At 62.3% G+C, this 11,482-nt stretch carries 12 protein-coding genes, 4 tRNA genes and 1 pseudogene; 9 read left to right on the forward strand and 8 right to left on the reverse strand.

What is annotated here, in order from left to right; translation table 11 throughout:
- The first annotated feature begins 270 nt into the window (after positions 1–270).
- From AC25MA_RS12025 to AC25MA_RS12040, 4 genes are all read left to right on the forward strand, one after another.
- Positions 271–346, forward strand: a tRNA-Asn gene (locus AC25MA_RS12025).
- Positions 347–350: 4 nt separating this feature from the next.
- Positions 351–427, forward strand: a tRNA-Pro gene (locus AC25MA_RS12030).
- A 6-nt stretch (positions 428–433) separates the two neighbouring features.
- A tRNA-Lys gene (locus AC25MA_RS12035) sits at positions 434–509 on the forward strand.
- Positions 510–612: 103 nt separating this feature from the next.
- Positions 613–1,149, forward strand: a complete 537-nt coding sequence (locus tag AC25MA_RS12040; RefSeq protein ID WP_069016170.1) for a dihydrofolate reductase family protein — start codon at positions 613–615, stop codon at positions 1,147–1,149.
- A gap of 39 nt (positions 1,150–1,188) precedes the next feature.
- Here the strand turns inward: AC25MA_RS12040 and AC25MA_RS12045 are convergent, their stop codons facing one another.
- From AC25MA_RS12045 to AC25MA_RS12060, 4 genes are all read right to left on the reverse strand, one after another.
- Positions 1,189–2,484, reverse strand: a complete 1,296-nt coding sequence (locus AC25MA_RS12045) for an NAD(P)/FAD-dependent oxidoreductase (protein ID WP_069016169.1) — start codon at positions 2,482–2,484, stop codon at positions 1,189–1,191.
- Between the two features lie 84 nt (positions 2,485–2,568).
- Positions 2,569–2,742, reverse strand: a complete 174-nt coding sequence (locus AC25MA_RS12050; RefSeq protein ID WP_023631877.1) for a DUF3094 family protein — start codon at positions 2,740–2,742, stop codon at positions 2,569–2,571.
- 132 nt (positions 2,743–2,874) lie between these two features.
- Positions 2,875–3,504, reverse strand: coding sequence for a DUF1780 domain-containing protein (locus AC25MA_RS12055; RefSeq protein WP_069016168.1), 630 nt, complete (start codon positions 3,502–3,504; stop codon positions 2,875–2,877).
- Between the two features lie 55 nt (positions 3,505–3,559).
- Positions 3,560–3,991, reverse strand: a complete 432-nt coding sequence (locus AC25MA_RS12060) for a hypothetical protein (RefSeq protein WP_197865938.1) — start codon at positions 3,989–3,991, stop codon at positions 3,560–3,562.
- 86 nt (positions 3,992–4,077) lie between these two features.
- On the opposite strand from AC25MA_RS12060, the gene AC25MA_RS12065 reads away from it, so the two are divergent.
- Complete coding sequence (locus tag AC25MA_RS12065) at positions 4,078–4,785, forward strand: energy-coupling factor ABC transporter permease (protein WP_088851380.1); 708 nt, start codon at positions 4,078–4,080, stop codon at positions 4,783–4,785.
- Between the two features lie 149 nt (positions 4,786–4,934).
- Here AC25MA_RS12065 and yacG read toward each other — a convergent pair whose 3' ends face one another.
- Genes yacG through AC25MA_RS12085 form a run of 4 tightly spaced genes read right to left on the reverse strand, consistent with a single transcriptional unit; the run spans position 4,935 to position 7,838 of the window.
- Positions 4,935–5,135 (reverse strand): DNA gyrase inhibitor YacG, encoded by a 201-nt coding sequence (gene yacG / locus AC25MA_RS12070; RefSeq protein ID WP_011535705.1) that lies wholly within the window; start codon positions 5,133–5,135, stop codon positions 4,935–4,937.
- Complete coding sequence (coaE, locus tag AC25MA_RS12075) at positions 5,132–5,755, reverse strand: dephospho-CoA kinase (protein WP_028689885.1); 624 nt, start codon at positions 5,753–5,755, stop codon at positions 5,132–5,134. Before coaE ends, yacG begins: the two co-directional genes overlap by 4 nt.
- Positions 5,755–6,621 (reverse strand): prepilin peptidase, encoded by an 867-nt coding sequence (locus AC25MA_RS12080; RefSeq protein WP_486972043.1) that lies wholly within the window; start codon positions 6,619–6,621, stop codon positions 5,755–5,757. The genes coaE and AC25MA_RS12080 overlap by 1 nt, the downstream gene beginning before the upstream one ends.
- 2 nt (positions 6,622–6,623) lie before the next feature.
- Positions 6,624–7,838, reverse strand: a complete 1,215-nt coding sequence (locus AC25MA_RS12085) for a type II secretion system F family protein (protein WP_486972044.1) — start codon at positions 7,836–7,838, stop codon at positions 6,624–6,626.
- A gap of 227 nt (positions 7,839–8,065) precedes the next feature.
- Between AC25MA_RS12085 and AC25MA_RS12090 the strand changes: the two genes are divergently transcribed.
- The 4 genes and pseudogenes from AC25MA_RS12090 to AC25MA_RS12105 form a co-directional block, all read left to right on the forward strand.
- Positions 8,066–8,476: a pilin gene (locus tag AC25MA_RS12090; RefSeq protein WP_088852781.1), complete on the forward strand. Its 411-nt coding sequence runs from the start codon at positions 8,066–8,068 to the stop codon at positions 8,474–8,476.
- A 58-nt stretch (positions 8,477–8,534) separates the two neighbouring features.
- Positions 8,535–8,610 (forward strand) — tRNA-Thr (locus AC25MA_RS12095).
- A gap of 161 nt (positions 8,611–8,771) precedes the next feature.
- A complete protein-coding gene (locus AC25MA_RS12100; protein WP_486972045.1) occupies positions 8,772–10,094 on the forward strand; it encodes a tyrosine-type recombinase/integrase in 1,323 nt (440 codons plus the stop codon).
- Positions 10,095–10,990: 896 nt separating this feature from the next.
- A pseudogene (locus AC25MA_RS12105) lies at positions 10,991–11,209 on the forward strand (integrase domain-containing protein); the annotation flags it as partial.
- Positions 11,210–11,482 lie beyond the last annotated feature (273 nt).

Below are 11,482 nucleotides of genomic sequence, written 5' to 3' on the forward strand. Positions count from 1 at the left end.
ACTTGCTGAAAATTTTGAAAAAAGTGCTTGCACAAAACTCAGAGTGCCCCTAATATTCGCCCCGCTGTCAGGCACTGAGCGAATCACCAGCAACATCGGAGATCGCAAAACAACTTACAAATCAGTAAGTTGAACGAAAAAAAGTGGTTGACAAGCAAAACGAAGAATGTAGAATAGCCGGCCTCAGCAGCGACAACGCGAAAGCGAAGCAGCTAAAGAGTTCGAAGCTAACACAGACTTCGAAGCAGTAAAGATGTACCGAAGTTCAGTTCCGCGATAGCTCAGTCGGTAGAGCAAATGACTGTTAATCATTGGGTCCCTGGTTCGAGTCCAGGTCGCGGAGCCAATCTCGGGGTGTAGCGCAGTCCGGTAGCGCGCCTGCTTTGGGAGCAGGATGTCAGGAGTTCGAATCCCCTCACCCCGACCATTTTCCGGGTCGTTAGCTCAGTTGGTAGAGCAGTTGGCTTTTAACCAATTGGTCGTAGGTTCGAATCCTACACGACCCACCATGTAAAAAGGGCATCTCGACTGAGATGCCCTTTTTCTTTTGTCCGCGATTTATCTCCCCGCCCTTTGCTACCCTGTGGCCTTTGCCCGCAGGAGCGCCCGCGCATGCCACTCAAAGCCAGTGTTTTCATCGCCACCAGCCTGGACGGCTACATCGCCCGCGAAGACGGCGGCCTCGACTGGCTGATGGGCGCTACCCAGTCCGCTGACGACCATGGCTATGCCGGGTTCATGGCGGGCGTCGATACGCTGGTGATGGGGCGCGGGACGTTCGACAAGGTCATGACCTTTGGCGAGTGGCCGTATCCGGATACCCGGGTGGTGGTGGTCAGCAGTACCCTCGAGGCGCTGCCCAGAGGTGTGCCAGAGCGCGTCGAGCTGCACCCGGGGCCGATCCCGGCGTTGCTCGAGCACCTGCAGGCCACGGGCGCGAAAAGCCTGTACCTGGATGGCGGCAAGCTGATCCAGGGGTTCTTGCGCGAGGGGTTGGTGGACGAGCTGACCATCACCCGCATTCCCGTGCTGCTGGGGCAGGGGATACCGTTGTTCGGCGTGTTGGCGAAGGATGTGCTGTTGCAGCACATGAGGACGACCAGCTACGAGAGCGGGTTTGTGCAGAGCACGTATCGCGTGGTGCGTTGAATCGCTGGGGCTGCACTGCAGCCCCAGGATCTTGAAGCCTCAGTGCAGCTTCAGACGCGGCTCGGTGCCCCGGCCAATCTTGCTGCCCAGCATCAGCATCAAGGTGCGGAAGGTCCCGTACAGCGCCATCTGGTGCATACGATACAGCGACACATAGAACATCCGCGCCAGCCAGCCTTCCAGCTTCACGCTGCCCATCAGGTTGCCCATCAAGTTACCCACAGCCGAGAAGCGCGACAGTGACACCAGCGAGCCGTAGTCCTTGTACTCGTAGGTCGGCAGCGCCTTGTTCTCCAGGCGCAGCTTGAGGCTCTTGGCCAGCAGCGAGGCCTGCTGGTGCGCGGCCTGGGCCCTTGGCGGCACATTGCGGTCGCTGCCCGGTTGCGGGCAGGCGGCGCAGTCGCCGAAGGCGAAGATGTTGTCGTCCAGGGTAGTCTGCAAGGTCGGGCGCACCACCAGCTGGTTGATGCGGTTGGTCTCCAGGCCATCGATGTCCTTGAGGAAGCCCGGCGCGCGAATGCCTGCCGCCCAGACCTTCAAGCTGGCCTGGATCACTTCGCCCGAGGCGGTCTTCAGGCCATCGGCGGTCACTTCGCTGACCGCGGCGTTGGTCATCACCGTCACCCCGAGTTTTTCCAGGGTCTTGTGCACCGGCACGCTGATGCGCTCCGGCAGCGCCGGCAGCACCCGCGGGCCCGCTTCGATGATAGTGATGTGCATGTCTTTGGGCTGGATCTTGTCCAGGCCGTAGGCTGCCAGCTCATGGGCCGCGTTGTGCAGCTCGGCCGCCAGCTCAACACCGGTGGCGCCCGCGCCGACGATGGCCACGCTGATCTGCTCGCTGGCCACGTCGCCCGCGTGGGCACGCAGGTAGTGGTTGAGCAGCTGCTGGTGGAAGCGCTCGGCCTGCTTGCGGCTGTCGAGGAACAGGCAGTGCTGCGCCGCGCCCAAGGTGCCGAAGTCGTTGGTGTTGCTGCCTACGGCGATCACCAGGGTGTCGTAGCCGAGGGTGCGCGCAGGTAGCAGCTCGCGGCCCTCGTCGTCGAGGGTCGCGGCCAGCTGGATCAGTTTGTTCTCGCGGTCCAGGCCACTCATGCGGCCCATCTGGAAGTTGAAGTGGTTCCACTTGGCCTGGGCCACGTAGTTCAGCTCGTCTTCCGAGGAGTTCAGCGAGCCGGCCGCCACTTCGTGCAGCAGGGGCTTCCAGATGTGCGTCAGGTTGGCATCAACCAGGGTGATCTCGGCCTGTTTGCGCTTGCCCAGGCTTTTACCCAGGCGGGTCGCCAGTTCCAGGCCGCCGGCGCCGCCGCCGACAATCACGATGCGATGAGTCATGGGGATATCTCACAAGTTTTACGGAATTCGTGGACACAAGGTCCGGCCGCATCCGGCACGAGGGGCGGGCGAGCGCAAGGCAGCTCATAGCACCAGTCCACTCAGCAGGCGGCTCAACAGGCCCAGACCGATGGTCACGGCCACCACCAGCAGCAGGAGCAGCCATGGCCGGAAAGGCCGGCGCTCGACTTGATGCTGGGGGGCACTCAGATACTCATCGACGCGACGCTGATCTTCGGGATTCAGGCGGCTGGTCATGGTGGGCCTCGTCAGATAGACGTTTGTGACTGCGTGTACGCCACAGCGTTCACGCAAACGCATGGATCGAATGATAATGCTTTCTATCCCTGGCGCCGAGTGTACGTGAACGCAAAGACACCCGGCACTGGATCAAAGACTGATGCCTACGTCGAACACGATGCTGCGCCCCAGGTTGCCGCGCAGGAAATCCGGCGCGTCCGGATGGGCGAACAGCACCCGGGCGAAGGTCGGCCCCACCAGCGACAGCGAGCGCCAACCCTGGCGCAGGTACTCGGTGGGCGGCGGGAAATGGCTGTTGAGGTCGAGCACTTCGCGCTTGAGACTGGCGAAGGCGATGATGTCCAGATCGCCCAGATCCAGCCCGCGTTCGCGGTAGTTGTGTGATTTCTTGCGCAGCGTCGGCGCCAGGCGCGCCAGCAGTTCCTGGGCGCTGATCCGCCGGGGCCGCTGCTCGCGGCGCACCAGCTGGGCCAGGGAAAACGCGCTGCGCCGCCGTTGCAGCTCCTCGCGCCACTCGTCGTTGAGCCGGCGGCCCTCGTCGAGCACGAAGAACACTTCGAATGCCGCGTCGCGGAACAGCACGTCCGGCGGCTCCTGCCCGGCCGGGGTGAAGTCCTCGCTGCGGTAGGGAATGTTCAGCCCTTGCAGCAGGCGCTGGCAGACCCAACGCTCGCGCTCCCATTTGCGGGCATTGGACAGGAACGCATTGGCTTGTTCGGCCTGGATGGTAAGCAGGCGCAGGTAGTCTGAGTCATCCATGGGGACAAGCTTAGTCGCTAATTGATGACGGTAAGATGCTGTTTGTGCGTGGGAATCAGCCCAGCACCAGCCATTGCTGGAACACGCCGAGCAAATGCAGCAACCCGCCGCCCAGGCAGATCGCCGAACTGACCGCGATGAAACGCCGGCTGCGTCCGGTGCCGGCCAGCAACAACGGGCCCAGCAGGCCACGGGCCAGGTACACCAGGGTGATCAGGCAGATGATCGGCATCAGCAACGGCAAGGGTGCGATCATGCCGGCCGCCGACAGCGCGTAGGCGGCCCAGACCAGCAGTACCGATGAGATCACCAGGGTGACCAGGGCAGGGTAGGCGCGCCCTTGTTCGGCGGCCCGGGCCATGCGCTCGCCCGCGCCGAACAGACGGTACCAGCGCGGCCCCACGGCGATGACCATCAGGTGCAGTACCCCCGCGATGGCGCTGAACAGCGCGCCCAGCAGCAAGGGCAGGTTGATGCCTTCGGTCATCGGGGATGCGTCCTGCAGCGAAAGGAGTTGCCAGCCTATAGCAACCGGACGAAAGGGAGAATGGGTGTAGACTCAGGCTTGTCCACATGGCCGACAGGGATATTGTTCAGGTGATCAGCGCACAGGTCTTGTCCAGCACCAGCCTCACCCTTGGCTGGCTCGGTTACGTGCCCCTGCTGGTCTGGGCCGCCAGCCGCACGCGCTGGGTGGAGCTGTTTACCGACACCCGCCGCCAGCACCTGCTGTTCGGTACGGTGTTCTGCCTGTTCGTGCTGTGGCTGGTGCGGCGTGATTTCGATACCGGCGTGTCGTACCACTTCATCGGCATGACCGCCGTGACCCTGCTGCTGGATTGGCCGCTGGCGGTGCTCGGTGGCTTCCTGGCTCAGCTTGGCCTGTTGCTGCTCGGCCGCCAGGACCTTGCCGCCATCGGTGTCAATGGCCTGCTGATCGTTGGCTTGCCGGTGCTGGTCACCGAGGTGTGCGCGATCCTGGTCGAGCGCGCCCAGCCGCGTAACCTGTTTGTGTATATCTTCTGTTGCGGTTTTTTCCCCGCCGCGCTGACCGTGCTGGTATGCCTGGCGGCCGGGCTGGGGGTGTTGTGGATGGACGAGCGGTTCGCCATGCCGGAGTGGCTCAGCGACTTTGTTGGTTACCTGTGGTTGATGATGTTCCCCGAGGCGTTCATCAATGGCACGGTGATCAGTGCCTTGGTGGTGTTCTGCCCCGAGTGGCTGGAGACGTTCAACCGCACTCGTTATTTGCAGGCGCCGTGGAAGGATGAAGAGCGGTGATGCTTTCTGGGGCTGCTCTGCAGCCCTTTCGCGACACAAGGCCGCTCACAGGGGAATGCGATCACTTGTAGGAGCGGCCTTGTGTCGCGAAAGGGCCGCAAAGCGGCCCCAACAACGTCGAACCTATCAGCGTTCTAAAAACGCCTACCTCAATGCCGCGGCTCCAGATCCCCCGAATACAGCTCATCCTCGGACTCTTCGGCCCCCGCGATCTTATGCTCCTCGGCCGCCCAGGCCCCCAGGTCGATCAGCTTGCAGCGGTCCGAGCAGAACGGCCGGAACGGGCTCTTCTCCCCCCATTCCACAGGCGCCCCACAGGTCGGGCAATCAACGGTCATCGGCTGGCTCATGGCTGGCCTCCTCGCAAAGTCAGGTAAAAGTGGTGCAGGCGGTCGATCTCGTCGTGCAGCGATTGCAGGTCACGATCATTGACCACCACGTCATCGGCATGGCGCAGGCGCTCTTCCCGGGCCAACTGGGCCTTGAGAATCGCCTGCACCTGCTCAGGATTGGTGTTGTCCCGCTGCAAGGTGCGCTGCACCTGCAACTCGGTCGGCGCATCGATCACCAAGATGCGCTGGGTCTTGCTGAACTGCCCCGACTCGATCAACAGCGGCGACACATACACCGCATAGGGCGTCTCGGCCTTGGCCAGGTAGCTGAAGATCTCCTGGCCGATCAACGGGTGCAGCAGCTGCTCCAACCATTGCCGTTGCGCAGGGTCGGCGAAGATCTGCTGGCGCAAGGCGCCACGGTCGAGCTGGCCGTCCTCGAGCAATACGCCTGGGCCGAAGCGTTCGACGATGCTGGCCAGGGCAGGGCGCCCCGGCTCGACAACCCAGCGCGCGGCCTGGTCGGCATCGACCAGGTGCACGCCCAGCTCGACGAAACGCTCGGCGGCGGCGCTCTTGCCGCTGCCGATGCCGCCGGTCAGGCCGAGAATCCAGGGGGTGAAAGGCGCTGTGCTCATCAGGTTCCAAGCAGTTGCAGGTAAGAAGCGACTATTTCATCACCCCAGAGCACTGCGATCCACCCCGCAATGGCCAGATAAGGCCCGAAAGGAAGCGCAGCGCCCATTTGCGTGCGCTTCAGACGCACCAGCGTCAGCCCGATCAGCGCCCCTACCAAGGAGGCCAGCATCAAAGTCAGCGGCAAAATCTGCCAACCGCCCCAGGCCCCGAGCATGGCCAGCAGCTTGAAGTCGCCAAAGCCCATGCCCTCCTTGCCGGTTACCAGCTTGAACACCCAGTACACCGTCCACAAACTCAGGTAGCCCGCCACCGCGCCCCACACCGCGTCGGCCAGCGGCACCAGCAGCCCGAAAGCATTGACCACCAGCCCCAGCCACAACAGCGGCAGCACCAGCACATCCGGCAGCAACTGGTGCTCGGCATCGATCAGGCTCAAGCCGATCAAGCCCCAGGTCAGCAGCATCACCGCCAGCGCCTCCACGCCCGGCCCGAAATGCCAGGCCACCAGCAGCGACAACAGGGCGGTGGCCAGCTCCACCAGTGGATAATGCGCACTGATCCGCGTCTTGCACCCCGAGCAACGCCCGCGCAAGGCCAGGTAACTCAGTACCGGAATGTTTTCCCACGCCCGGATCGGGCGCTGGCAATGCGGGCAACGCGACGCCGGCAGGCACAGGTCGAAGCGCTCGTGCTCGGCCTGCGGCAGCCCCAGCACCTCCTGCGCCTCGCGCTGCCACTGGCGCTCGAGCATCAGCGGCAGCCGATACGCCAGCACATTGAGAAAACTGCCCACCAGCAACCCCAGCACCGCGGCCAGGGTATAGAAGAACGGCGGATGATCGACGACGACGGCCCAGGCATTCATGTTCAGATCAGGCTACCCAACTGGAAGATCGGCAAGTACATCGCCACGACAAGGCCCCCCACCAGCAGCCCGAGGATCAGCACGATGGCCGGCTCCAGCAGCGTGGTCAACTGCTCCAGCGCCTGGCTCACCTGCTCTTCGTAATGTAGCGCGGCCTTGTCCAGCATGGTGTCGAGGGTGCCGCTGGCCTCGCCGACCGCCACCAGCTGGCGCAGCAGCGGCGGGAACAGCCCGTCCGCCTCCATTGCCTGTTGCAAGCTTGCCCCGTTGGCCACACCCTGGCGCAACGCCAGGATCGCCCGCTCATGCAGGCAGTTGCCACTGACCGGCGCCACCGTTGCCAGCGCATCCAGCAACGCCACGCCCGCTGTATAAGAAGTCGCCAGGCTGCGCGCAAACCGCGCCAACGCCGCCTGCCCGAGCAAGGTGCCAACCACCGGCACCCGCAGCCCCCAGCGCACCATCCACAGCCGTGCAGGCAAATGCCGCCGATAAACCTCCCGCCCGCCAACCCCCAACACAGTTATCAACAGCACCAACCACCCCACGTGATTGCCCAGCCCTGTGGATAAATCGATCACCCACTGCGTAAACGCCGGCAGCGCCTTGTCGAAACTGGCGAACAGCCCCTGGAAGCGCGGCACCACCTCCAACAGCAACAACGCCGCCACCCCGAGCCCGGTCAACAGCAGCAGCGCCGGATACAGCATCGCCTTGCGCACCTTCTGCCGCAGCGCCTGGCGCTTCTCCAGCATGCCCGCCATCTGCTCCAGCTGCCGGTCCAGCGTGCCCGACTGCTCGCCCACCCGCACCAGGTTGCAGTACAGCGCATCGAACCACGCCGGATGCCGCTGCAACGCCTCCGCCAGCCCCAGCCCCAGCCCCGCCGCCACATCCTGCTTCAACCGCGCCAGCAACGCCGCCATGCCGCGGTCCACCGTGCTGCGCGCCATCACCTCGAACGCATGCAACAACGGCACCCCCGCCGTCAGCAAGGTCGCCAGCTGCCGGCTGAACCCCGGCGCATCCGGCTTGCCCGCCCGCTGTGGCCAGCGCCACTGCAACCCGCCCGCCAACCTCACCCGCGTGGCCCGGATGCCCTGGCGTTGCAGCCAGGCCTGCACGAACGCCGGGCTGCGCCCCGGTTGCTGGCCGTGTTGACGAGCGCCGGAGGCATCGATGCCCTCCCAGGCGTAGAGGCGGGTAGACGGTGGCATGCGAAGGTCCTTTGCAGTGCGGCGACAAGCCCCGTAACAGCTTGCCGGGCCCGAGGCCGGGCGCGTTTCCATGACGCTCACTAGAGTAGTTCAGCGAAGATGACGCCCTGCCGTGCAGGGGTGACAAAAGGTGTCGGTTCAGGCCTACTGCGCGCCTGCCGGCCGGGGCGCAACCCAAGATGAAATGCGCCGACCGCGCCTCCATGTATTACGAAGGAAGACCGTTCATGAAAGGGCAACGAGGTATCACCCTGATCGAACTGATGATCGTCGTCGCGATCATCGGCATCCTGGCGACCATCGCCATCCCCATGTACACCAACCACCAGGCCCGGGCCAAAGCCGCCGCGGCGCTGCTGGAAATCTCCGCGCTGAAAACGCCGATGGACATCCGCCTGAACGAAGGCAAGGACGTGCCCGACGTCGCCAGCCTCGGCGGCCAGCCCGCCACCGCCCATTGCGCGATCACCGCCAGCGGCACGGCGGCCGACGGCAGCGCCAGCATCGCCTGCACCCTGGCCGATGCGCCGGCCAATGTGCTGGGCAAGACCGTGACCCTGGCCCGCACCCAGGCAGGGTGGAGCTGCGTGACCACGGTGGAGGAAGACCTCGCGCCGAATGGCTGCAAGGCGCCGTGAAAGTGAGGTGAAACAGAGGTTTGCGTAACGGACACGGCAATGGTACGTTGCGCAACACGCCGGTGTAGCTCAGTCGGTAGAGCAGCGCACTCGTAACGCGAAGGTCGCAGGTTCGATTCCTGTCTCCGGCACCAGTTCAAGTTCCAGCGAAGGCTACCAAAATCTCTGGAACCCCCGCAAAACCCGCCTTCCGGCGGGTTTTTTCGTTATGGCGTTCCGTCGGATTCCGACAGCTGCCAGCCGATTTAGGGGTAACGTTTGGGATAAAGTCGATTCGATAAAGGGGTTTACCCTTATGGCTCGTACTACTGCTCCCCTGACCGACACCGCATGCCGTTCGGCCAAACCTACTGACCGCCCCTACAAGCTTTTCGACGGTGACGGTCTTTACCTCCTCGTTTACCCCAATGGCTGCAAAGGCTGGCGCTTCCGGTATGTGAAACCGGATGGGCGAGAGGGGCTGACCTCGTTTGGCAATTATCCCGTCATTGGTCTCGCAGATGCTCGGCAGAAGCGTCTGGAGACTAAGCGGATGCTGGCTGAGGGCATCGATCCGATTGCGTCCAAGCAGCAGGCCAAGGCCGAAGCGGTTGTGAGAGGCCACACATTCGAGCGCGTTGCGTTGGACTGGCATAAGGAAATGTCCGTGAAGTGGGCGCCTGGCCATTCGAGGACGGTGCTGAGTCGCTTGAAGACGCACGTATTCCCGCTGCTAGGCGCACGCGCCATCGTTGATCTGGATACCTTCGACCTCATGCAGCCGCTTGAGGCGATCAAGAAGCGCGGCACGATCGATGTGGCCTTAAGGGTACAAAACTACCTTCAGAGCATCATGCGTGAGGCGAAGCGGCTGAGGTTGATCACGGTGAACCCTGCATATGACCTTGAGGGCTTCATCAGCGCGCCACGGGTTACGCACCGGCCTGCACTTCCGCTGTCACGTTTGCCTGAGTTGATGGACCGCATCGAGAACTACAAGGGACGCATGCTCACTCGGCTGACTGTGATGCTGTCGCTTCATGTGTTTGTCCGCTCCAGCGAATTGCGCTTCGCACGTTGGAGTGAGTTTGATCTGAAGCGCGGCATATGGGAGATACCTGACACGCGGCCCGCTTTGGATGGCGTCCCGTATTCGACACGCGGGACGAAGATGGCAGGTGACATCCATCTTGTTCCTCTGTCATCGCAAGCGGTGGCGTTGCTCGAACAGATTCATGCGATCACAGGGTACTTCGATCTGGTGTTCACCAGCGACGCTCGCTCGTGGAAGCCTATGTCCGAGAACACTGTCAACAGCGCTTTGCGGAATATGGGCTATGACACCAAGACCGAAATCTGCGGGCATGGCTTCCGGTCAATGGCTTGCAGTGCCTTGGTCGAATCCGGGCTGTGGTCAGAGACGGCTATTGAGCGGCAGATGAGCCACAGGGAACGCAACAACGTTCGCGCGGCGTATATCCATAAGGCTGAGTTCCTGGAGGAACGGCGAATGATCATGAGTTGGTGGAGCCGTTACCTCGAAGCGAACCGGCAGGAGCATATCTCGCCACATGAGTTCGCCAATCAGACCGGAGCAAACGTTTCTCGCCTAAGAGCAAGGCGTGGCGCAGTCGAGTGAGCGCACGGCTTTGAAAATTTTGGTGATCTGCTTTCCATGCGGGTCCATCCAAACAGGGCTGCAAAGCCGCCCTGTTTGGATGGACCTCACCTAAAAAAACAAAAGCACCCAATCGGCCACTGGAAACCACGGGATTCCGTACACGCCCAATGCCATTTTCAACTGCAAAATCCTGCGGGCGAGTCGCTTGACCCTCCCGGATTGCGGGCGTAGAAAAGACAGTGCAAAGGCTGTCGTTGACAGCACCCCAGGTGACCCGAGCCTTCAAGGTCACGCCGCTCCCGCGGTGGTTCTTCCCAAGGGCGATTCGCATCCGGCAGCTCGCCCGGTCACTACCCATGTGATGGATGCTCTTACACATATAGCGCTCGTGCGCCAGATACACCGTACCTCGCTGCCCTGCAGCAACCTATCCGCTTGGCCGAATATTGCGCCAACCTGTGCCCGTCTCTTTCTTCTGGAAAGAGACGGGCACTTCTACCACTGCTACAGCCCTGATCGCACATGGCTTTGCGGTTTTCCCCCTCGTGACAATCGGCGTGACAAACGCCGATGTCACTAGCAACAGCGCTGTAGATGATGGTGCCGCAGACCAAGGAATGGACTGCACCTGACTGACAGTCAGGCATGCCCCGGTCATCGCATTGCTGCTTGCACCTGGCTCAGGATCTTCAGGCACTGGTCTCGTCAGCCAATGCTGCCTCCACCCGCCCACCGGTAACGGTGCTCAGGAGGCCAGATCATGAGATGCCCTTGCTCCCGGACGTAAGGAGCCGCCAGTCCCGCGTAGTGGACATTCCCACAGGTCGCAGGGGCCTTGATCCCTGATAACACTCAGCATTCTTGGCGGGATGACGTGGGGCGAGGATCGGAGATCGGACGATGAGGTGACTGACATGGAATTGGTGGGTAGACGCGATGGTCGTAATTTCGGCTACGGCAGGCAATTGAACTATGCAGGGCCGCAGGCGCTGAAAGACATGTTCGGCGGCCGTCATTACGGCACGGTAAAGGCGCACTGTGACCGGTAGTTGGCGTTCGTGAAGTGGCGTCGCTCCGACCAGGGCCCCGGTATCAATGATGCACGGCAGATTGATCGGAAAGTGTTGGCCGACTAGGCGGCGTATCTGCGCGACGTGGTTGCCTGCATGGGTGTTGTTGGACGCAAAATCCTACAACCAAAGGACGCCCCTCCGGATCGCAATAGTGTAGTTTTATGGCAGCTTGCCATCTATGTAATATGTCACTATCTTGTGGTTTATGGCTGGATCATAACTACATATGGTGGTTTTAAAGGGCGGGCGTCATCTGCGATGTTATCGCTTGGTTAGGGGCAATCGGGCTCCAGCGACATTCTCTGCACACGGGAGTGACACAACGCGCAGGGA

It is taken from the genome of Pseudomonas sp. P65(2024) (genome assembly GCF_057480955.1).

Excerpts from the sequence above, each read along its gene's own strand:
- AC25MA_RS12040 (WP_069016170.1), top strand. The coding sequence starts at position 613 with ATGCCACTCAAAGCCAGTGTTTTCATCGCCACCAGCCTGGACGGCTAC.
- AC25MA_RS12045 (WP_069016169.1), bottom strand. The coding sequence starts at position 2,484 with ATGACTCATCGCATCGTGATTGTCGGCGGCGGCGCCGGCGGCCTGGAA.
- AC25MA_RS12050 (WP_023631877.1), bottom strand. The coding sequence starts at position 2,742 with ATGACCAGCCGCCTGAATCCCGAAGATCAGCGTCGCGTCGATGAGTAT.
- AC25MA_RS12055 (WP_069016168.1), bottom strand. The coding sequence starts at position 3,504 with ATGGATGACTCAGACTACCTGCGCCTGCTTACCATCCAGGCCGAACAA.
- AC25MA_RS12060 (WP_197865938.1), bottom strand. The coding sequence starts at position 3,991 with ATGACCGAAGGCATCAACCTGCCCTTGCTGCTGGGCGCGCTGTTCAGC.
- AC25MA_RS12065 (WP_088851380.1), top strand. The coding sequence starts at position 4,078 with ATGGCCGACAGGGATATTGTTCAGGTGATCAGCGCACAGGTCTTGTCC.
- yacG (WP_011535705.1), bottom strand. The coding sequence starts at position 5,135 with ATGAGCCAGCCGATGACCGTTGATTGCCCGACCTGTGGGGCGCCTGTG.
- coaE (WP_028689885.1), bottom strand. The coding sequence starts at position 5,755 with ATGAGCACAGCGCCTTTCACCCCCTGGATTCTCGGCCTGACCGGCGGC.
- AC25MA_RS12080 (WP_486972043.1), bottom strand. The coding sequence starts at position 6,621 with ATGAATGCCTGGGCCGTCGTCGTCGATCATCCGCCGTTCTTCTATACC.
- AC25MA_RS12085 (WP_486972044.1), bottom strand. The coding sequence starts at position 7,838 with ATGCCACCGTCTACCCGCCTCTACGCCTGGGAGGGCATCGATGCCTCC.
- AC25MA_RS12090 (WP_088852781.1), top strand. The coding sequence starts at position 8,066 with ATGAAAGGGCAACGAGGTATCACCCTGATCGAACTGATGATCGTCGTC.
- AC25MA_RS12100 (WP_486972045.1), top strand. The coding sequence starts at position 8,772 with ATGGCTCGTACTACTGCTCCCCTGACCGACACCGCATGCCGTTCGGCC.